Below are 20,397 nucleotides of genomic sequence, written 5' to 3'. Positions count from 1 at the left end.
CCGCGCCTGCGATCCTTGTAAGGTAACGCGCACGCGACCGGAAAGGAGTTCGGCAATGGTCTACAAGGTAATTGATCTGACGGTCGAAAACGACGTGGCGGTGCTCAAGCTGAACCGTCCAGAGGTGATGAACGCGCTCAACACCCAGATGCGTGCCGAAATCCTCGATGCGGTACGCGAGGCGCCAGATCATGCGCGGGTTCTTGTGCTGACAGGCGCGGGGCGTGCCTTTTGTTCGGGGCAGGATCTGGGCGACGGTGCGAATGTCGCCAATATCGACCTCGAACGCACCTTGCGCGATGAATATGAACCGATGCTGAGGGCATTGTTCGACTGCCCGATCCCGACCATTGCCGCCGTCAACGGGCCGGCGGCCGGGGCCGGCGCGAACCTGGCGCTGGCGGCCGATGTCGTGATCGCCTCCGAGGCCGCAATATTCCTACAGGCCTTTACACGGATCGGGCTGATACCGGATGCGGGCGGCACCTATTGGTTGCCTCGTCAGGTGGGGTTTGCCCGCGCGATGGGCACGGCCCTGTTTGCAGAGCCGGTTCCGGCGCGGCAGGCCGCAGAATGGGGAATGATCTGGGAGGCTGTCCCCGAGGACGGGTTCGACGCTCATTGGCGCGCCCGCGCCGCGTTGCTTGCCCAGGGGCCGACAGTGGCCTACCAACAGTTGAAACGGGCGATACGCGCCTCTTTTGCCAATGACCTCGAGTCGCAGCTTTCGCTGGAAGCCGAACTGCAGGGGCTGTGCGGGGCGACACATGATTTCAAGGAAGGCGTGGTCGCCTTTCTTGAAAAGCGCCGCCCGCGCTTTGAAGGGCGTTAGGACTGCGCGCGCCAATCCGCGAGCGCGGCATTGGGAGCCGTAGCAACTGGTTCAGCGGGGGCAGAGGTCGCGGGGGACACACGCAACGCCGCGATATTTTGCGCCACCACCGGGGCCTGCGCCAGCGTGGCGGCCAATGCGCGTTGAAATTCCTGTCCCTTGGCCTGGTGGCGCGCCCCGAAATAAAAGCTCACGATTGCGCCCAGCAACCACCAAAGAGGCTCGGGAACCAGCGACAACCCCTGCATCCGCGTCGCGAACCAGACCGGATCGACCATCGCCGCCACCATCAGCCCGACCGTTCCCAGTGCCAGCGCGGGGCGCGGTAACCGGTTCAGCCCGTCGATCACCCGATCGAACGGGCTACGCGAGGGCTGGCCGAATTCGCGGGCGAACTGGGCAAGCGCCGCAGCCTGGGCCTCTGCCGCGCGGGCATCGGCGGAATCGGCATTGATCCGAAACACCTCGGCCGTTTCGGCTATCGCGTTGCGCCCCGCACCGAAAACGGTTTCGAAAACCCCGTCAATCAGTCCCATGCCGCCACCCGCGCACGATGATCGGCCTCGCTCAGATGGTAGCGAGGCGAAATGAATTCCTCAGCCCTCAAAATCCAGCCGCCCTTTCCACCATCGCGGCGGCGGGCATATTTGCGACTGGCCGGGCGCCTATCGGCCAGCGCGTAGTAATAATTGCGACGGGCTATTCCATAGGCATCGGCAATGTGGTTCGGCGCGGCCCGTGCCGCGGCCCGTGCCCCCTCCGCCGTCTGCGGTCCTATCACACCATCCACGCGCACCGCCTGCCCCATCTCGTTCAACAGACGTTGCAAAATCCGCACGGCATTGGCGCTGGCGTTCACATACATGTCGAAAACGCCCGGCTGTAACGGCTCTGGCAACAACTCGATCCGGGGAGCGCGAAAATAATGCTCCACGAAAATTGCCACCGCCTGATCGGGTTCCAACGCCCTCACATCACGCGTGTCAATCTGCCCATCGTCGGTCAGGTCGATACCCAGCCCGCGCATCGTGGCCAGTGTCACGCCATGGTTCGTCGCGCCCCCCGGATCGTCTGGATCGTTCACATAGCCGCCCTCGCGCGCCACGATCGCGCGGGCAAGTTCCTGGACTGTCTTCATGACAAACCCCCGGTCGATGTTTCAGACCGGGGGAACTGTCAACGAGATCGGTTAACGAGGCTGTTAGGTACCGCTCGGTGCGGTGTCCTCTTCCATGTGGCGATAGACGCCCTGCTCCTTGAGCGCATCAACGACCTCTTTGGGCATGTAGCTCTCGTCATGCTTGGCCAGGATTTCCTTGGCCACGAACACGCCGTCGACAAGTTGCCCGGTGCCGATCATCCCCTGGTTCTCGGCAAAGAGATCGGGCAACACGCCGGTAAAGCTGACAGGCACAGTTGCGCCGCCATCGGTCACGTTGAAACGTATGGTTTCGCCCTGCCCGCGTTGCAGGCTTCCGGCCTCGACGAGGCCGCCGATACGGAAGGTCTCAGTCGGGGCGGGCGGTGCCTCTGCGATCTGGCTGGGCGAGCGGAAAAAGTTGATCCCGTCCCTCATCGCATAGCCGACCAACCCGGTCGACAGGGCCAGTGCCACGAAGGCCACCACGATGATCTGAATCCGCCGCTGTTTTTTCAATCCACGCATCTTTTCTTCTCCATCAGGGGAAGCAGGGGGCCAGCATCAGCCCCGTCTCCTCCGCGATCCCCAACATCAGGTTGGCGTTCTGAATCGCCTGCCCCGAGGACCCTTTCGCCAGGTTGTCCAGCGCCACGATCACGATCGCCCGCCCTGGCCTCCGGTCGCCAACAACACCCAGGTGAACGAAATTCGAACCGCGCACGGCCCTGGTCGAAGGATGCTCGCCCATCGGCAAAACCTGTATGAAAGTCTCATCTTCATAGGCCGTTGCCAAGCATTCATGCACCTGTCCCGGATCACCTTTCAGATAGGTGGTCACGAGAATGCCCCGGTTGGCGGGAATCAGATGGGGGGTAAACTGCACCTCGACCGGTCGGCCGGCGAGCGCGGAAAACTCCTGGTCGAACTCGCCCAGATGCCTGTGCGTACCGCCCACCGAATAGGCATGGAATCCCTCGGAAAGTTCCGCGTGCAGCAGGTTTTCCTTCAACGCGCGGCCCGCACCGGATACCCCGGCCTTGAGATCCATCACGATATCGTCCAGGTCGATCACCCCCGCCGAGATCAGCGGGCGCAGGGCATATTGACCGGCCGCTGCGTTACAGCCCGTGCCCGCGACAAGACGCGCAGAGCGGATATCTTCGCGGTAGAATTCGGTCAGGCCGTAGACGGCCTCTTTCTGCAACTCCAGCGCTGCGTGGGGCTTGCCATACCATTTTTCATAGGCCACCGGGTCGCGCAGCCGGAAATCGGCGGACAGGTCGACCACCTTAAGGTTGCTCGGTAATTGCTTGATGACCGCCTGGCTTGTCGCATGCGGCAGCGCGCAAAAGGCCAGATCGACACCTGCGAAATCGATTTCCTCGATCTTGACGAGGTCGGGCAGATCGAGGTGACGCAAGTGTGGAAACACCGCGGACATCGCCAACCCTGCCTTGCGTTCACCCGAAAGCGCGACGATCTCCATCCCCGGATGAGTGGCGATCAGGCGCACGAGTTCCGCCCCGGTATAGCCAGAGGCGCCCAGAATGGCGATCTTGTAGGTCATGGTTCTTTCCGCAGCGTTTCAAGGAGTTTAGGCGCATGAATGCGGCACCGCAATCATGCGGCGCGAAATTCGATGCGCCGGTGCAGGAATTGCGATGCCTTGTCGGACACGATCGTCGGATCGCCAGTCGTCAGAAACATCCTTTGCGTGCCACTTCCCAGCATGTCGGGGTGGCGTACCAGGTAATCGGCGAGGCTTTCGGCCACGAGATCGGCCTGCGAATAGACCTTGACCTGCGAGCCCAGGGCCTGCTGAAAGGCGTGCTCCATCAACGGGTAGTGGGTACAGCCCAGGATCGCCGCCTGCGGGTGCGGCATCCGCCGCTTCAGCGCCTCGACATGGGATCGCACCAGGGCCTCTGCCAGCATCTCGTCGCCGGCCTCGATTGCATCGACCAGCCCGCCGCAGGGCTGGGCCTCGACATCCACGCCAATGGCGCGGAAGGCCAGTTCCCGCTGGAACGCGCGGGAGGCCACCGTCGCGGGCGTGGCAAACAGCGCGACATGTTTCACCGCAACCTCGCGGGGGGGAGAATTGTCGCCCCATTGCCGTTCGGTCAGGGCCTCGATGAGGGGCACGAAAACACCCAGCACGCGCTTGCCCTCTGGAATCCAGCTTTCCTGCATCCGGCGAAGCGCGGCCGCGGACGCGGTGTTGCAGGCCAGGATCACCAGGTCGCACCCCGAATCGAACAGCCGCGTCACTGCTTCGGTGGTCAGGTGATAGACATCCTCGGCATCGCGGGTGCCATAGGGCGCATGCGCGTTGTCGCCAAAATAGACGAACGGAACCTCGGGCAAACGACGCGCAACCGCGTCCAGCACCGTCAGACCGCCCAGACCGGAATCGAAAACACCAACCGCCATTGTCTCATGCCCTGTGCCTGTGATCGAACTCATAGCCGTAATCGAACGACTTCAGAGGCCTCGGCGACAATTCATAGGTCGCCTTGCGCAGGAAATCCATCATCGCTTTGGTATTCCCCCCAAGCGCGTCAAGCCGTGCCCGCGCGATCGGTTGTCCGATCACGACGCGCACCGGCTCGTCGACGCGGGCGCGGAACTCCTTGATCAAAAGCGCCAGGCGCAGAGTGGAATGCAGATGGCTGGCCAACTGGAACAGGCGCGAATTGTGACCGTCAAAATAGACCGGCACAATGGCGGCCCGCGATTTGACCACCATCCGCGCGGTAAAACCTCGCCAGCTTGGGTCCATCGGGCAGGAAAAGGGTTTCAGCGCCGTCGAGACAGTGCCGCCGGGAAAGACGCCAATGGCCCCGCCTTGGGCGAGGTGGTCAAGCGCCGCGCGGCGCGTCGCCAAGTTCTCGGCCAACGCGGCACGGGTGTCGTCGAAACTGATCGGCAGAACCACTCCGCTGAGCGCCTCGGCCTTGCGAAAGACCGAGTTGGCGAGGATACGGAAATCGCCTCGGACACGCGACAGGATATGGCCCATCATCAACCCGTCGAGGATACCATAGGGATGATTGGCGATCAGGATCAGCGGCCCTTGGGCGGGGATATGGTCAAGGCTGCCTCCGGCAAGGTCAAGACAAAGCCCATAGCGCTCCACCATTACGTCCCAGAAATCGCGCCCGGCCTCGATCTCGGCCTCGTAGCCGCGAGCCCGGCGTATAAGCCCGATCCGACCGGTCGCGTTTTCCACGACCCGGATCATAGCCCGCCCGCCGATTGTGCGGGCCGAGCCAGCGTAACTTATGTCGCGCGCGACGTCGTTGCGCATCGCATGTCTCCAGCCCCCAGTCTCGCGCCGGACAGAGCGGGGCTATACCAAAACGGGCGCGGCGCAAAGGATTCCCGATATCTCTAGGCTGCCACCGCGCGCGGGGCGCCCCCCGCCGCTCGGATCTCTGCCAAAAGGGTCAGGCGCTGTTCGGCCGCCTTGGCCTCGGCGGCCAGTTTGACTGGACCGAACCCCCGAATAGACAGCGGCAATTCGGCCAGTGCAATGGCCGCCTCCCGCGTCGCCGGGCCCTGCATCGCCAGCACCTCGCGCATATCGGCCTCGTATTGCCGTATCAGCGCACGTTCGCGCCGCCGCTCATCCTGCCAGCCAAAGGGATCCAGCGGCGTGCCGCGCACCCGGCGCATCCCGGCCAGCACGCGGAACAGATACTCGACCGCCGGCCCGTATGCACGTTTCACCGGCCGTCCCTGCGCATCCTTGCCAGGCATGAAAGGTGGCGCAAGGTGCCATGTGATCTGCAACGCGCCGTCAAATTCGGCCCGCGCCTTGTCGGCTGTTTGCAGATGCAGCCGGGCAACCTCGTACTCATCCTTGTAGGCGAGCAGCTTGTGATAGCCCCTTGCGATCGCCGCGCGCAGGGCGGGGTCGTCGGCCCGCGCCACCAGACGGCGATAGCGTCGTGAAAGCCGGGCCGACTGGTAGGCGCGCAGATGATCGGCGCGGAAGGCGATCTGTTCTTCCAGGCTTTTGGGTTTTTCAACCGTCCGCGCCGTGGTCAGCGCCACAGCCTCTGCCGCGTGCAGCACCGCCCAGCGACCGATCTCGAACGCGCGGCGATTGCCCTCAACACCCGCGCCATTCAGTTCGATCGCCTTGTCGATCGCCTCGAAACTGAGCGGGATCAATCCGTGTTGCCATGCCGCCCCGGTGACGATCATGTTGGCAAAGATCGTGTCGCCCATCAGGCGCCGGGCAAGCTCGGTGGCATCGAAAAATGTCACCCGATCCTTCAGGCGAGCCTCAAGTGCAACCTGCAACCCATCGGAGGGAATTCGGAATTCGGGATCGCGGGTGAAGGCGCCGGTGACGATATCGTGGTTGTTGACCACGGCCCCCGTGCGCCCCGTGGTCATCAACCCGATGGTCTTTGCGCCTGCGGTGACAACCAGATCGCCGCCGATCACCGCGTCGGCCTCGCCGGTTGCGACCCGGATCGCGGCGATGTCCTCGGGCCGGTTGGCGATCCGGCAATGGATATGCACCGCGCCGCCCTTCTGGGCGAGGCCGGCCATTTCCATCATGCCTGCGCCCTTGCCGTCGAGATGGGCCGCCATGGCAAGGATCGCGCCGATGGTCACCGCGCCGGTGCCGCCCACCCCGGTGATCACCAGGTTGTGGGTGCCCTCGATTTCGGGAAGCGCGGGCTCTGGCAAGGCGCCGATTTCGACCTCGGCGCTGGCCTGCTTGCGCAGCTTCGCCCCCTTCAGGGTCACGAAGGACGGGCAGAACCCCTGCAGGCAGGAAAAATCCTTGTTGCAGGCGGACTGGTCGATGGCGCGCTTGCGGCCCAGTTCGGTGTCCACCGGCACGATGGCCACGCAGTTGGACTGAACCCCGCAATCGCCGCAGCCCTCGCAGACATCGGTATTGATGAAGACCCGCGTATCGGGGTCGGGAAAGGTGCCGCGCTTGCGCCGGCGCCGCTTTTCGGCGGCGCAGGTCTGAACGTAAACGATGGCCGTCACGCCACTGATTTCCCGCAACTTTTCCTGCACTGCCATCAGGTCGGCCCGCGGATGGCAGACGACCCCGGCCGGGAAGCTGCGCGGATCTATATCCTCTTTTTCATCATAGACGACCTCGACCTTTTTAATGCCTGCGGCCACCAGCTCGGCCACGATCTGTTGCGCAGACAGACCACCGTCGTTGCCCTGCCCTCCCGTCATCGCAACCGCATCGTTGTAAAGGATCTTGTAGGTGATGTTGGTATTCGCGGCGATGGCGGCATGAATGGCCAGGCGTCCCGAATGGTTATAGGTTCCATCGCCGATATTCTGGAACACGTGCGCGCGCGTCGAGAACGGCGCCTCGCCCACCCAGTTCACGCCTTCGGCCCCCATATGGGTATAGCCGCTGGTTTCGCGATCCATCCACATCGCCATGATGTGGCAGCCGATCCCGGCATAGGCGCGCGAGCCCTCGGGCAGTTTCGTCGATGTGTTGTGCGGGCAGCCGGCGCAGAAATAGGGCAGCCGGGCGGCCAGTTCCTCGGCATTGTCTGCGCGGCGGCTTTCCTCGATGCGGGCCAGCGCCGCGCGCAGGGCCTCGCTCCCGCGGCCTTCCTCGATCAGTATAGCGCCCAGCTTTTCGGCGATCATCACCGGGTCCAGCGCATAGCGCGTAGGGAAAAGCTCTTCGTCGCGATCGTTCTTCCAGCCATAGATCCGGCGGCCACGGCGGTTGTGAAAGATCGCCTCTTTCGCCTGGACCTCGATCAGCTTGCGCTTTTCCTCGACCACCACGATCAGGTCCAGCCCCTCGGCGAACTCGGTGAAGCCCTTCATGTCCAGCGGGAAGGTCTGGCCAACCTTGTAGGTGGTGATCCCCAGCCGTTCCGCCTGCGCCTCGTCGATCCCCAGAAGGCCCAGCGCATGGACCAGATCCAGCCAGTTCTTGCCCGCCGCGACCAGCCCGATCTTGGCCCCCGGCCTACCCCAGACGCGCCGGTCGATGCGGTTTGCATGGGCGAAAGCCTCGGCCGCGAAGCGCTTGTGGTCGATCATCCGGGCCTCTTGCGCGACCCAGTGATCGCCCAGCCGGATGTTCAGCCCGCCCTCGGGCATGTCGAACTCCGGCGTGACAAAGGCCATCCGGTCGGGGCGACCATCGACCACGGATGTCACCTCAACCGTGTCCTTCATCAGCTTCAGCCCGGCCCAGACGCCTGCAAAGCGCGACAGGGCAAAGCCGTAAAGCCCGTAATCCAGGATTTCCTGCACCCCGGCAGGCGAGAGAACCGGCATGTAGGCGTCCACCATCGCCCAGTCCGACTGGTGACAGGTGGTCGAAGATTCGCCGGTGTGGTCGTCCCCCATGGCCATGATCACCCCGCCATGGCGCGAGGTACCCGCCATGTTGGCATGGCGCATCACGTCACCCGAGCGGTCCACCCCCGGCCCCTTGCCGTACCAAAGGCCAAAGACACCGTCATGTTTCCCCTCACCGCGCAGTTCCGCCTGTTGCGTACCCCATAGCGCGGTGGCTGCCAGATCCTCGTTCAGGCCGGGTTGAAAGACGATGTCGGCGGCCTGCAATTCCATGCCCGCGCGCGCCATCTGCATATCGACCGCCCCCAGCGGCGAGCCGCGATAGCCGGTGACATAACCGGCAGTGTTCAGCCCCGCCGTCCGGTCGCGCGCCTTTTGCATCAGCATGAGCCGGACGAGGGCCTGGGTGCCGTTCAACAACACGGTAGATTTGAACAGGTCGTAGCGGTCCTTCAGGCTGATCTGTTGCAAACCCATCCCGATCCTCCTTCGGTGTCGCCTTGCTTCGCGGCGAACATTAGGTCAAAATCGATGACCTACAAAGTGAATTTTCAGACAAGATGCATTTGCAATCGCCAAGGCCCGACCGCTAGGACGGAACGGTATCGGTTTCGGACGGATCGGCGATCGGTTAGGATCAAGGCCATGGACTGGGACAAGCTGAGAATTTTCCACGCCGTCGCGGATGCGGGTAGCCTGACCCATGCGGGCGAAACGTTGAACCTGTCGCAATCGGCCGTTTCACGGCAGATTCGCGCGCTTGAGGAAAGCTTGGGCACCACGCTGTTTCACCGGCACGCCCGCGGGCTGATCCTGACCGAACAGGGCGAACTGCTGTTCGACGCCACCACGGCGATGAACAAGCGGCTGGATGCGGCCGTCGCGCGCATTCGCGACAGTGTGGAAGAAGTATTCGGCGATCTGCGGGTGACAACCACCACCGGGTTCGGCTCGCTTTGGCTGGCCAAGCGCCTGCCGCTTCTTTATCGGCGCTACCCCGATCTCAAGATCGATCTGATGCTTGAGGAAAAAGTACTCGACCTGCCGATGCGTGAGGCAGATGTCGCCATCCGCATGAAAGAACCCAGCCAGGCCGACCTTGTCCGACTTCGCCTGATGACCGTCAGAATGCGGCTTTACGCGGTGCAATCCTATCTGGACGCCCATGGCACACCGGAAACAATGGATGACCTCGCCCCGCATCGGTTGATTTGTCAGAATACCACCTCGACACAAGTCAGCGCCGGCGCGCGCCTGGTGCATGAACTGATGACGCATTCGATCCGTTCGACGCTAACCGTGAACAACTATTTCGGCGTGCTTCAGGCGACGTTGAACGGGCTTGGCATCGGGGTGCTGCCCGATTACGTGACCGAAGACCATCCGCAGCTCGTGCGCGTGCTTGATGGCGTGGAATCGAACGAGGTTCCCGTCTACCTCGCCTATCCCGAAGAGTTGCGCGCATCGCGCCGCATTGCCGCATTCCGTGAGTTCATCCTCGAACAGATCACCGAACAGCGCCAGCGGCAAAAAGACGGCCTCGAAATGTGAGATATGTGTCACACGCATAACGGGCATGTTCGAGTTCCGAATGTTTTTGTATTGAACCGCCTAATCCTGAGGCATAATTGACGTCACGAAGGCGAAAGCAGCGTTTTCGTCTTTACCTCCCTGTTGGACTTGGGCCGAGCTCTGCTCGGCCTTTTTTTGTTCGCACCGCAATCGGCCGCGTGCCGCCAGATGGCCATCATCGTTTGGCGCGGTATTCGATGCGCGATGCTGGACTGCGCTGGTCTCTTTCGTCCCGGCCACTTACCCGTTAAACGGGGCCCATCCAGCCGAGGAGTCGACCCGACCATGACCGAGCCCGAGATCACCGAGGACCTGATTGCAGCCCACGGCCTCAAGCCCGACGAATATGCCGAGATCCTGCGGCTGTTGAACCGGGCGCCGACCTTTACCGAGTTGGGCATCTTTTCGGCGATGTGGAACGAGCATTGTTCCTACAAATCGTCGAAGAAATGGCTGCGCACCCTGCCGACGGAGGGCCCCCAGGTGATCTGTGGGCCCGGCGAAAACGCGGGCGTGGTGGATATCGGCGACGGCCAGGCGGTGGTGTTCAAGATGGAGAGCCATAACCACCCCAGCTACATCGAGCCCTACCAGGGCGCGGCGACCGGCGTGGGCGGCATCCTGCGCGACGTCTTTACCATGGGCGCGCGGCCCATCGCGGCGATGAACGCTCTCAGCTTCGGTCAGGTCGATCACCCCAAGACGCGGCAACTGGTGCATGGCGTGGTCGAGGGCGTGGGCGGCTACGGCAACTGTTTCGGCGTGCCGACCGTGGGCGGCGAGGTGCGTTTTCATCCCGCCTATAATGGCAACTGCCTGGTGAATGCCTTCGCCGCCGGTTTGGCAGATGCGGACAAGATCTTCTACTCGGCCGCCAGCGGCGTCGGCATGCCGGTCGTCTATCTCGGCGCCAAGACGGGCCGCGACGGCGTTGGCGGGGCAACCATGGCCAGCGCTGAATTCGACGAGGGCATCGAGGAGAAACGTCCCACGGTGCAGGTCGGCGACCCCTTTACCGAGAAGCGATTGATGGAGGCCTGCCTCGAACTCATGGCCTCGGGTGCCGTGATTTCCATTCAGGACATGGGCGCCGCGGGGCTGACCTGTTCGGCCGTCGAGATGGGCGACAAGGGCGGCCTGGGCATCCGGCTCGATCTCGACGCCGTGCCCCAGCGCGAAACCGCGATGACCGCCTATGAAATGATGCTGTCCGAAAGCCAGGAACGGATGCTCATGGTCCTGCGTCCCGAGAAAGAGGCCGAGGCACGCGCGATCTTTGAAAAGTGGGACCTGGATTTCGCCATCGTCGGTGAGACCCTGCCAGAAGATCGTTTCGTGATCATGCACCAGGGCAAATGCTGGGCTGACCTGCCGCTGTCGAAACTCGCCTCATCGGCCCCCGAATACGATCGCCCCTGGGTCGAAACTTCCCCTGCCCCCACGATGGACGACGTGCCGGGAATCGATCCCATAGACGGGCTGAAGGCGCTGATTTCCAGCCCGAACTACGCCGCGAAACACTGGGTCTATGAACAATACGACACCCAGGTGATGGGCGACACGGTCCGCCGTCCCGGCCTGGGCGCGGGCGTTATCCGGGTGCACGGGACCGACAAGGCGCTGGCCTTCACCTCGGACGTGACGCCGCGTTACGTGCGCGCCAACCCCGTCGAGGGCGGCAAGCAGGCCGTGGCCGAGGCGTATCGCAACCTCTGCGCGGTAGGGGCGAAACCGCTGGCCACCACCGACAACATGAATTTCGGCAATCCCGAGAAACCGGAAATCATGGGCCAGTTCGTCGGCGCGATCCAGGGCATCGGCGCGGCCTGTTCAGCGCTGGACATGCCGATCGTGTCGGGCAACGTGTCGCTTTACAATGAAACGGACGGCGCCCCGATCCTGCCCACGCCCACAATCGGCGCAGTCGGGTTGTTGACCCATCTCGACGACCTGATCTCGGGCCTGCCCGAGGAGGGCCACCTGGCGCTGCTGATCGGGGAAAGCGCCGGGCATCTGGGCCAGTCCGCACTATTGGCGGAGGTGTTCAACCGCGAAGACGGGGACGCGCCCCATGTCGATCTTGCCGCCGAACGGCGAAACGGCGAATTCCTGCGCGCCAACCGGCACTTGATCGCGGCGGCGACCGACCTTGCGGATGGCGGTCTCGCGCTGGCGGCCTTCGAGATGGCCGAGGCCGCTGGGATCGGCATCACGCTGGATGCCAGCGATACGCCCAGCCTGTTCGGCGAGGACCAGGCCCGTTACCTGGTCGCGACGACCTTCGATGCGGCCGAGGCGCTTATGGTCGAGGCGGGCAAGGCGGGCGTGCCGCTGACCACCATCGGCCGGTTCGGCGGCGACATGGTCAGCTTCGGCGGAAGTGCGGCCCCGCTCGCCGAATTGTCTGACAGCTACCGGACCGCCTTCGCCGCCGCGCTCGGATGATAGCGCGGGGCCAATGACCGGTTCCATCCGCCCAGCAAGGCGCGACGACTTTCCTTTCATCCACGCCATCGCGGCGCGGCCGGAAAACGCGCGCTTCATCCTCGACGAGGATGACGCGGCACTGGCCGCGCATATCGCCGCCCCCGACCGCGATCTGGTGATCTGGGAACAGGACGGCGCGGCGCAGGGCTTTGCCCTGTTCGCCGAGATTGGAAATCCCGCGGGCCGGGTGGAACTGCGCCGCCTGGCACTGGCCTCGCCGGACACGGGCATGGGCAAACCGTTACTGCGGGCGTTGATCGCCCACGGCTTCGACAGGCTTGGGGCACGGCGGATCTGGCTGGACGTTGCCGGTGACAACCTGCGCGCACAGAAAACATATGCACGGGCAGGGTTCGTCCACGAGGGGACGTTGCGCCGCCACTGGGGTCGGCCGGCTGGGGATATCGCCGATCTCATGCTTTATGGCCTGCTGCGCGAAGAGTGGCGGCGCTGACCGCTTGCCCCTGCCCCGACCCTCCCTTACATCTTGAGAGGCAACAGGAAGGACGCACGCAAATGGCCATTGCGCCCGAAGACATCGAATCCCTTATCCGCGCAAAATTCCCAGATGCGCAGATCACAATTACCGACATCGCCGGCGACGGGAACCATTACGCCGCCGAGGTGATCGACGAAGGCTTTCGCGGCATGAACCGCGTACAGCAACAGCGCGCAGTTTACGCCGCGCTGAAAGAGCAGATGGATGGTGCCGACGCGGCACTCCATGCGCTTGCCCTGACCACCAAAGCCCCGGAGTGATCCCTATGTCCGACGCCGAAACGCAGATCAAACAAACCATCGAGAACAACGATGTCGTGCTTTTCATGAAAGGTACCGCCAGCGCACCGATGTGCGGCTTTTCCAGCCGCGTCGCCAGTGTGCTCGGCTTCATGGGGGTCGCCTTCAGGGATGTGAATGTTCTCGAAAACGAGGATATTCGCCAAGGGATCAAGGATTTCTCTGACTGGCCAACGATTCCGCAGCTTTACGTCAAGGGCGAATTCGTAGGCGGGTGCGATATTATCACCGAGATGACCCTGTCGGGCGAGTTGGACAAGCTTTTCGACGACAAGGGCGTCGCCTATGACAAGGAAGCTGCCGAAAAAATCCGTGCTGCCAACGGCTGAGGTTAGCCATGCTGCGCGCGCGCCTTTGGTACGGCCCGACCGGGCATGAGTTGAGCCTTGATCGAGTGGCCCGCTATCTGCGCGGGCCACTCGCATGCGAGGTGAGGTCCGCGCAGCACCGCCACACCGAAGGCTGGGTTGCTCAGCTCGATTTGCGCGGCCCCGTCTCCGCCGCGCTGGAAATCGCGCGTGATCCTCAAGTGGCCGCAGATGCGGATGCGCTGGCCCGTCGCCTGCCTTCCGATGTACCGCCACGCCTTGCCGAACGGCTTGCCGGTTGTACCGCGCGGCTGGAAATTTACGACGCATTGGGCGCCCCTCCCTTCCTTCCAGCCACCACGATGGCGCGTAGCGTGCTGTTTCCGCTGGCCTATGGCATGGATGGGTATGTCGAAGACGTGGAAACAGGACGGCTGTTCTATTACCCACAGCCGGGTGACATCACCGCGCCCAATCCCCTGCGCCGGGCACTTGAAGCACTCATCACGGTGCTGCGGCGCTAGGTTTCCTCGGAACGCAGCTTTTCATCCACCTGCTCGGCCAACGCCTCGGTACGGGCTGCCAGTTCTGCAAGGCTGTCGGTCACGGCGCGCGGGATGACCGGCACCTCTACCCTCTCGGGCTTGGGGGCCGGGATATTTTCCAACTCGGCCAGCCGAGCCTCTGCCGCGGAAACCCGCTCTTGCAGAGAGACGGTCCTGTCGGCCAGCATCAGACCCGCCATCAGCAGCATCCGCGCCTCTGGCAACCGGCCGATCTGGGAAACCAGGGCCGAGGCCTCGGTATTCAGCGCCTTGGCCGCAGCCTGAAGATAGGATTCCTCGCCTTGCTTGCAGGCGACCTCATAGGTACGGCCGCCGATCTCGATCTCGACGTTAGGCATCGGCCTCTCCCTTTTCTGCCAGCGGCGCGATCTCTGCGAGGATCGCCTCAAGCTCGGCCCGGTCGCCCGCCCGCAGCGCATTCAACGCATCAAGTTCGGCCTGCATGGCGGCGTCGATCGCCTGCGCATCCCCCAGGCCCTCGGCATTGGCCGCGCGCAATGCCGTGCTGGTCTCGCGCAGGCGGGCGTTCACGGCGCGCAACTGGTCAATCTCGGCCTCAAGCGTCTCGACGCGCTGTTTCATCTCGGCGGCCCGTGCCTCAAGCCGCTCGACATGGCTTTCCTGGCGTTCCCGGATCGCCTTGACGCGTTCGTTGAGCTGGGCATTGGCCGTCCGCTCGGCCTCCAGCGCTTCGCGCAGCGCCTCTTGTTCGGCGGCGTCGGGGCGGTCGGGCACGATCCGCTCCAGCCCGTCAAGCCCTGCCCCTATGCGCTCCAGCGCGGCGGTGATCCGCCGTTCCAGTTCGGAAATATCGCTCATCGCTGCCTGTTCCCCGGCCTACCGTTTACCCCACCCCGTCGGCCCGAACTGCGAATCGGACATGCGAAGCATTGCACTAATTTTATCCGAAGCCCCGAGGGAATGCGCCCCCCTTTGCGGTCAAGGGCTTACCGGGCAAGCTTGAGTCCGCTGGCAGGGCTGCTATGCCTGCGGGGCCCGAGCGCGCCATGTTCTGGCCATGCGAAACCGGCGGGAAACAGGAATGAACAACACGACCTCGATCATCCTGCTTGGGTCCATCGCCCTGGCCTTTGCCATCGATTACCTGTTCAATGGATTTTCCGGTTCGGTCTTTCTGGCGCGAAAGCTTGCCGACCTGATCGAATACATGGCGTTCTGGCGCTAGGCTGACAGCCTAGCTGAACTTTGCCACCAGCCTGTCGCGTACATGGGGCGTGACAAAGCTGGACACATCGCCGCCCAACCGCGCGATTTCCTTGACCAGTTTGGATGCAATTGCCTGTCGCCTTGCATCGGCCATCAGGAATACCGTCTCGATCGAGGCATCCAGCGCGCGGTTCATGCCGACCATCTGGAATTCGTACTCGAAATCGGCAACCGCGCGCAGACCCCGCACGATCATCGTGGCGCCCACATCGCGGGCACAGTCGATCAACAGGTTATCGAAAGGATGCGCGACGATCTCGGTCCCGGTCTTCTGGCCCAAGTTGCGACATTCTGCCTCGACCATCTCGACACGCTCTTCCAGGCTGAAAAGCGGCCCCTTGTCGCGGTTGATCGCGACGCCGATCACCAGCCTGTCAACCAGCGCGCAGGCGCGGGTAATGATGTCGACATGGCCCAAGGTGACCGGGTCGAACGTGCCAGGGTAAAGACCGATGCGCATGAAACCCTCCTGCGGTGGTTCTGGCGCACGCAACTATATTGCGCGCGATTTTGCAAGCGCAGCATGTCCTTGCCATTCAGGCCAGCGCCTCCAGCCGCGCCAGTTCCGCCCGCACCCCCTCGGCCAGCAGTCCGGCGAAGCGCGACAGCCGCGCGATCTTGCGATCATCCCCGTAGCGCACGAGATAGAAACGACGCCGTAACTGCACCGCCTCGGGCAATACCTTTTGCACACCCTCGGCAAACGGCATTGCAAAATCATGCACGATCCCCAGGCCCGCGCCCGCGCGCAGCCAGTTCAATTGCACCGCCACCGAATTCGACGCCAGCGCAACCCGCTCGGCGCCGATCTCTGACAGGTAGTCCAGTTCGCTGTCGAAAATCATGTCAGGGATATAGCCCACGATCCTGTGCCCGCTGACATCGGCCAACGAGCGGATCGGTGGATGGCGCGCAAGATATTCGCGATGCGCCGCAAGATGCAGACGGTAATCGGTGATTCTCTGAACGCTCAGGCGCCCTGTCTTGGGCGGACTGACGGCAATCGCCATGTCCGCCTCGCGACGTGACAGGTTGAAGATCCGCGGCTGTGCCACGATTTGCACCTCAAGTCCCGGATTGGCGTCGCAAATCGCGGCCGTAACCTGCGGCAACAGGAAATTCGCTACCCCGTCGGGCGCCCCGATGCGGACAGAGCCTGTCAACTGCCCTTCCTGCCCGCGCAAATCCTCCATGCCCTCGTTCAACGCCTGTTCGGCCTGCACGGCACGCAGCATCAGGCGTTCTCCCGCCTCGGTCATGCCGTAACCGCGCGGCGACCGAACAAAAAGCACGCACCCCAATACATCCTCAAGCCGAGAGATACGCCGCCCGAGCGTGGCCGGGTCCAACCGCAGCGCCTTGCCGGCGGCTGTCAGGCTTTCGGTACGTGCTACCGCAAGAAACAGGCGCATGTCGTCCCAGTTCATCGGCCCTATCCTGTCATTTTTGCAAAACACTTTTGGAAAACTGCCGCTTCACTCCGCAATTTTGCAAGGCTATCCTTATCGCGACAGCCCTAGGGGGCAAGGGAACGACCGGGAGAACACGAATGAAACAGCTGGGCCATTTCATCAACGGCCAACATGTGGCAGGCCAATCGGGGCGTTTTGTCGACGTGATGAACCCCGCGCTGGGCGAGGTTCAGGCGCGCGTGGCATTGGCCTCCGGTGCCGAGCTTGATGCTGCCGTTGCCGCCGCTGCGGCCGCCCAGCCCGCCTGGGGCGCCACCAACCCCCAGCGCCGGGCACGGGTGATGATGGAATTTGTCCGGCTTCTGAATCGCGACATGGACAAGCTGGCCGAGGCGCTGTCCGCGGAACATGGCAAGACCATCCCCGACGCCAGGGGCGACGTGCAACGCGGCCTCGAGGTGATCGAGTTCTGCATCGGCGCCCCGCACCTTCTGAAGGGCGAGTTCACCGACAGCGCCGGCCCCGGCATCGACATGTATTCGATGCGCCAGCCGCTGGGCGTGGTCGCGGGCATCACGCCGTTCAACTTTCCTGCCATGATCCCGATGTGGAAGATGGGCCCGGCGCTGGCCTGCGGGAACGCCTTTATCCTGAAACCCAGTGAACGCGACCCGTCCGTGCCCTTGATGCTGGCCGAATTGTTGAAAGAGGCCGGCCTGCCCGACGGAATCCTTCAGGTCGTCAACGGCGACAAGGAGGCAGTCGACGCCATCCTCGACAACCCCACGATCCAGGCGATCGGTTTCGTCGGTTCCACCCCCATCGCCGAATACATCTACGGGCGCGGCTGTTCCAACGGCAAGCGCGTGCAATGTTTCGGCGGGGCCAAGAACCACATGATCATCATGCCCGACGCCGACATGGACCAGGCCGCCGACGCGCTGGTGGGTGCTGGCTATGGCGCGGCGGGCGAACGCTGCATGGCGATCTCGGTCGCGGTACCCGTGGGCGACGAGACCGCCGACCGCCTGATCGAAAAGCTGGTGCCGCGCATCGAAAAGCTGAAGGTCGGCCCCTATACCTCGGGCAATGACGTGGATTACGGCCCGCTGGTCACCGCGCAGGCCCGCGAACGCGTCCTGGGCCTGATCGACAGCGGCGTGGAACAGGGCGCCAAGCTGGTCATGGACGGCCGCGGCTTCACGCTGCAGGGCTATGAAAGCGGCTATTTCGTCGGCCCCACCCTGTTCGACAAGGTGACGACCGATATGGAGATCTACAAGCAGGAGATTTTCGGCCCGGTGCTGTCTACCGTGCGCGCCCAGACCTACGAAGAGGCCCTTGGCTACGCCATGGACCACGAATACGGCAACGGCACCGCGATCTTCACCCGCGACGGCGACACCGCGCGCGATTTCGCTGCCCGGGTCAACGTGGGCATGATCGGCATCAACGTGCCGATCCCGGTGCCGCTTGCCTATCACACCTTTGGCGGCTGGAAAAAATCGGGCTTTGGCGATCTGAACCAGCATGGCACCGACGCCTTCCGTTTCTACACGCGGACAAAGACGGTGACCTCGCGCTGGCCATCGGGCCTGAAAGAGGGCGGCGAGTTTCACTTCAAGCAGATGGACTAAGTATCCATCTGCACCTCCAGGGAGGAGGGAGCCCCGCGAATCGCAAGGTTCGCGGGGCTTGCTATAGCGGGGCTCAGGCGCTTTCCGCCTTCTTTTCCCAGCGCCCCGACTCCTCTGACCAGTATTGCGCAGTGATTCCCGCACCCGTCAGCGCCCGCCATTGGGCACGGGCATCGTCCAGCGCCACGGGATCGTTACCGTCGAACAGGATACAGACCCGCTCCAGCGTCCTGGCCAGCTCTGGCTCGATCTCTGCTCCGTCAATGGCCATCAGGCAGACCGGATCATTAGACATTTCCGGCCCGGTGGTGAGCAAAATGGGCTGATCGGCATCGAAACCAGTGCCCGCCCGGCCGTGCGGCAGGAACCCGTCGTCCATCCAGAGGCGCTCGTCCAGCCAATCCAGCCGGTTCTCATCCGTTCCCCGCACCGCCACGCGCCAACCTGCCGCAAGGGATTTCTCCAAAAGCACTGGCAGGGTCGCTTCAAGCGGGCGGCGGGTCAGGTGATAGAACAGCGCGGTGCCCATGGGCAGCATCCTTGCGGTGACGGATCAGCGGAACGAATTCGGCATGGCCAGGCGGAGAGCCATACCACGCGTGGACGCACCGGGTCGCCAGTACATCACATCTCGAATCGTTCCGCCACGAGGCGGTTCAGGGCCAGCACGCCCCAGCCTGTCGCCCCCTTGGGCGCCAGCGTCGTCTCCTCGCTCACGCGGGCAACACCCGCGATGTCGAGATGAATCCAGGGGCACCCCTCCTTGACGAAGCGTTGCAGGAACTGCGCGGCGGTGATCGAGCCGGCGCTGCGCCCGCCCACGTTCTTCATATCGGCGATCTGCGAAGAAAGCTGTCGATCATAGGCCGCGCCCAACGGCATCCGCCATGCGCCTTCGCCCTCGGCCCCGGCGGCCTTGAGGAACGCGGCGCAGAGCGTGTCGTCGTTGGAAAATACACCGGCATTGTGGTGCCCCAGCCCGACGATGATCGCGCCGGTCAGCGTGGCAAGATCGATCACCCCCGCCGGCGCAAAACGTTCCTGCGCGTACCAAAGAACGTCGCACAGCACCAACCGGCCCTCGGCGTCGGTATTGATGACCTCGACCGTGTCGCCCTTCATCGTCCTGACGACATCGCCGGGGCGCTGCGCGCGACCGTCGGGCATGTTTTCTACCAATCCGACCAGCCCCACCACGTTGGCCCGTGCCTTGCGCAGCGCCAGCGCGCGCATCACCCCGGCCACGACACCGGCGCCGCCCATGTCCATGGTCATCTCTTCCATGCCTTGCGCGGGCTTGATCGAGATGCCGCCGGTATCGAACACAACGCCCTTTCCGACCAGCGCCAGTGGCGCCTGGTCGGCCGGACCGCCGCGCCACTGCATCACCACGACCTTGGAGGGGCTCTCCGAACCTTGGCCCACCGCCAACAACGCCCGCATCCCGAGCTTTGCCAGATCTTCCTCTTCGAGGATTTCGACCTCCAGCCCCAGTTCCTGCATCGCGGCCAGACGCGCTGCGAAATCGTCGGTGGTCAGGATGTTCGCAGGCTCGTTCACAAGGTCGCGCGTAAAGAACACGCCTTCGGCCACTGCCGCCATGGGACCGGCCTTGGCCGCGATTTCTTCGGGCTTGGCGGCCATCACCCTGACGGCACCCGGAACGACCTTTTCGCCGGTCTTGTGCGCATCGAAACTGTAGCCGCGCAATGCCAAGCCAAAGGCGATGTCGCCGGCGCGGGAATTCGATCCGGCCAGCACCAGGAGATCGGCCTTGCCCTGCGCACGGGCCAGTGCTGCGCCCGCCTTGCGGGCCTCGTCCAGCGCGGGGCGCCGGTCCAACCTGACCACGTCAACTGCCTGCGCAGCCATGCCCGCCGGATAGGCCAGCGCGACCGCCTCGCCCGGTTTCAACTTGGAAAACGCCTCACTTTCGACAAAGCGCGCAAGTGCCCCGCGCATGAGCCGATTGACCCGCCGCGCACCGGGATCAAGCCGCCCCTCGCCATCGACCAGAACCGCGACCCGGCCCGGCGATGCCTGGATCGCGTCTAGATCGGTTTCGGCAAAGGTGATGGCGATGGGCGTGGTCATGG

The 20,397-nt window shown here is 63.6% G+C and carries 22 protein-coding genes; 9 read left to right on the top strand and 13 right to left on the bottom strand.

Annotated features, from left to right (window positions below):
* Positions 1–55 precede the first annotated feature (55 nt).
* Entirely contained in the window at positions 56–832 is a 777-nt protein-coding gene (locus tag EV663_RS02680; RefSeq protein ID WP_132950206.1) for an enoyl-CoA hydratase-related protein, read from the top strand.
* Here the strand turns inward: EV663_RS02680 and EV663_RS02675 are convergent.
* The 7 genes from EV663_RS02675 to EV663_RS02645 form a co-directional block, all read right to left on the bottom strand.
* Positions 829–1,368, bottom strand: a complete 540-nt coding sequence (locus tag EV663_RS02675; RefSeq protein WP_132950205.1) for a holin family protein — start codon at positions 1,366–1,368, stop codon at positions 829–831. The genes EV663_RS02680 and EV663_RS02675 overlap by 4 nt on opposite strands.
* Positions 1,359–1,970, bottom strand: a complete 612-nt coding sequence (locus EV663_RS02670) for a holin-associated N-acetylmuramidase (protein ID WP_132950204.1) — start codon at positions 1,968–1,970, stop codon at positions 1,359–1,361. Before EV663_RS02670 ends, EV663_RS02675 begins: the two co-directional genes overlap by 10 nt.
* Before the next feature lie 63 nt (positions 1,971–2,033).
* Complete coding sequence (gene ccmE / locus EV663_RS02665) at positions 2,034–2,498, bottom strand: cytochrome c maturation protein CcmE (protein WP_132950203.1); 465 nt, start codon at positions 2,496–2,498, stop codon at positions 2,034–2,036.
* A 13-nt stretch (positions 2,499–2,511) separates the two neighbouring features.
* Positions 2,512–3,540 carry an N-acetyl-gamma-glutamyl-phosphate reductase gene (argC, locus tag EV663_RS02660; RefSeq protein ID WP_132950202.1) on the bottom strand — a complete coding sequence of 343 codons (1,029 nt, stop codon included), beginning with the start codon at positions 3,538–3,540 and terminating at the stop codon, positions 2,512–2,514.
* A 53-nt stretch (positions 3,541–3,593) separates the two neighbouring features.
* On the bottom strand, positions 3,594–4,406 hold the full coding sequence (gene murI, locus EV663_RS02655; protein ID WP_132950201.1) for a glutamate racemase: 813 nt from the start codon (positions 4,404–4,406) through the stop codon (positions 3,594–3,596).
* A 4-nt stretch (positions 4,407–4,410) separates the two neighbouring features.
* Entirely contained in the window at positions 4,411–5,283 is an 873-nt protein-coding gene (locus EV663_RS02650; RefSeq protein WP_132950200.1) for a lysophospholipid acyltransferase family protein, read from the bottom strand.
* A gap of 83 nt (positions 5,284–5,366) precedes the next feature.
* Positions 5,367–8,771, bottom strand: a complete 3,405-nt coding sequence (locus EV663_RS02645) for an indolepyruvate ferredoxin oxidoreductase family protein (RefSeq protein WP_132950199.1) — start codon at positions 8,769–8,771, stop codon at positions 5,367–5,369.
* A gap of 168 nt (positions 8,772–8,939) precedes the next feature.
* On the opposite strand from EV663_RS02645, the gene EV663_RS02640 reads away from it, so the two are divergent.
* The 6 genes from EV663_RS02640 (at position 8,940) to EV663_RS02615 (ending at position 13,983) form a co-directional block, all read left to right on the top strand.
* Positions 8,940–9,845, top strand: coding sequence for a LysR family transcriptional regulator (locus tag EV663_RS02640; RefSeq protein ID WP_132950198.1), 906 nt, complete (start codon positions 8,940–8,942; stop codon positions 9,843–9,845).
* A gap of 306 nt (positions 9,846–10,151) precedes the next feature.
* On the top strand, positions 10,152–12,311 hold the full coding sequence (gene purL / locus EV663_RS02635; protein ID WP_132950197.1) for a phosphoribosylformylglycinamidine synthase subunit PurL: 2,160 nt from the start codon (positions 10,152–10,154) through the stop codon (positions 12,309–12,311).
* A 13-nt stretch (positions 12,312–12,324) separates the two neighbouring features.
* A complete protein-coding gene (locus EV663_RS02630) occupies positions 12,325–12,807 on the top strand; it encodes a GNAT family N-acetyltransferase (RefSeq protein ID WP_132950196.1) in 483 nt (160 codons plus the stop codon).
* A 62-nt stretch (positions 12,808–12,869) separates the two neighbouring features.
* Positions 12,870–13,112 carry a BolA/IbaG family iron-sulfur metabolism protein gene (locus EV663_RS02625; RefSeq protein WP_132950195.1) on the top strand — a complete coding sequence of 81 codons (243 nt, stop codon included), beginning with the start codon at positions 12,870–12,872 and terminating at the stop codon, positions 13,110–13,112.
* 5 nt (positions 13,113–13,117) lie between these two features.
* On the top strand, positions 13,118–13,480 hold the full coding sequence (gene grxD, locus EV663_RS02620) for a Grx4 family monothiol glutaredoxin (RefSeq protein ID WP_132950194.1): 363 nt from the start codon (positions 13,118–13,120) through the stop codon (positions 13,478–13,480).
* Between the two features lie 8 nt (positions 13,481–13,488).
* Positions 13,489–13,983: a hypothetical protein gene (locus EV663_RS02615; RefSeq protein WP_132950193.1), complete on the top strand. Its 495-nt coding sequence runs from the start codon at positions 13,489–13,491 to the stop codon at positions 13,981–13,983.
* On the opposite strand, the gene EV663_RS02610 is transcribed toward EV663_RS02615, so the two are convergent.
* Entirely contained in the window at positions 13,980–14,363 is a 384-nt protein-coding gene (locus tag EV663_RS02610) for a cell division protein ZapA (protein WP_132950192.1), read from the bottom strand. The two genes, EV663_RS02615 and EV663_RS02610, sit on opposite strands and share 4 nt — an antisense overlap.
* Positions 14,356–14,844 carry a hypothetical protein gene (locus tag EV663_RS02605; RefSeq protein WP_132950191.1) on the bottom strand — a complete coding sequence of 163 codons (489 nt, stop codon included), beginning with the start codon at positions 14,842–14,844 and terminating at the stop codon, positions 14,356–14,358. Before EV663_RS02605 ends, EV663_RS02610 begins: the two co-directional genes overlap by 8 nt.
* A 223-nt stretch (positions 14,845–15,067) precedes the next feature.
* Here EV663_RS02605 and EV663_RS15555 point away from each other — a divergent pair, with 223 nt between their 5' ends.
* On the top strand, positions 15,068–15,211 hold the full coding sequence (locus tag EV663_RS15555) for a hypothetical protein (protein WP_165910111.1): 144 nt from the start codon (positions 15,068–15,070) through the stop codon (positions 15,209–15,211).
* A gap of 9 nt (positions 15,212–15,220) precedes the next feature.
* Here the strand turns inward: EV663_RS15555 and coaD are convergent, their stop codons facing one another.
* Together coaD and EV663_RS02595 are read right to left on the bottom strand one after the other, a co-directional pair.
* Complete coding sequence (gene coaD, locus EV663_RS02600) at positions 15,221–15,712, bottom strand: pantetheine-phosphate adenylyltransferase (RefSeq protein ID WP_132950190.1); 492 nt, start codon at positions 15,710–15,712, stop codon at positions 15,221–15,223.
* Positions 15,713–15,788: 76 nt separating this feature from the next.
* Positions 15,789–16,679 carry a LysR family transcriptional regulator gene (locus EV663_RS02595; RefSeq protein WP_132950189.1) on the bottom strand — a complete coding sequence of 297 codons (891 nt, stop codon included), beginning with the start codon at positions 16,677–16,679 and terminating at the stop codon, positions 15,789–15,791.
* 122 nt (positions 16,680–16,801) lie between these two features.
* Between EV663_RS02595 and EV663_RS02590 the strand changes: the two genes are divergently transcribed.
* Positions 16,802–18,301, top strand: a complete 1,500-nt coding sequence (locus EV663_RS02590; protein WP_132950188.1) for a CoA-acylating methylmalonate-semialdehyde dehydrogenase — start codon at positions 16,802–16,804, stop codon at positions 18,299–18,301.
* Positions 18,302–18,374: 73 nt separating this feature from the next.
* Here the strand turns inward: EV663_RS02590 and EV663_RS02585 are convergent, their stop codons facing one another.
* Complete coding sequence (locus EV663_RS02585; RefSeq protein ID WP_132950187.1) at positions 18,375–18,830, bottom strand: DNA polymerase III subunit chi; 456 nt, start codon at positions 18,828–18,830, stop codon at positions 18,375–18,377.
* Between the two features lie 95 nt (positions 18,831–18,925).
* Positions 18,926–20,395, bottom strand: coding sequence for a leucyl aminopeptidase (locus EV663_RS02580; protein ID WP_132950186.1), 1,470 nt, complete (start codon positions 20,393–20,395; stop codon positions 18,926–18,928).
* Positions 20,396–20,397 lie beyond the last annotated feature (2 nt).

Origin of the sequence: Rhodovulum bhavnagarense, assembly GCF_004343505.1 — a bacterium.
GTDB lineage: Bacteria > Pseudomonadota > Alphaproteobacteria > Rhodobacterales > Rhodobacteraceae > Rhodovulum > Rhodovulum bhavnagarense.
Note: the sequence above shows the minus strand (reverse complement) of the source record. Positions and strands in the feature narration are given on the sequence as shown.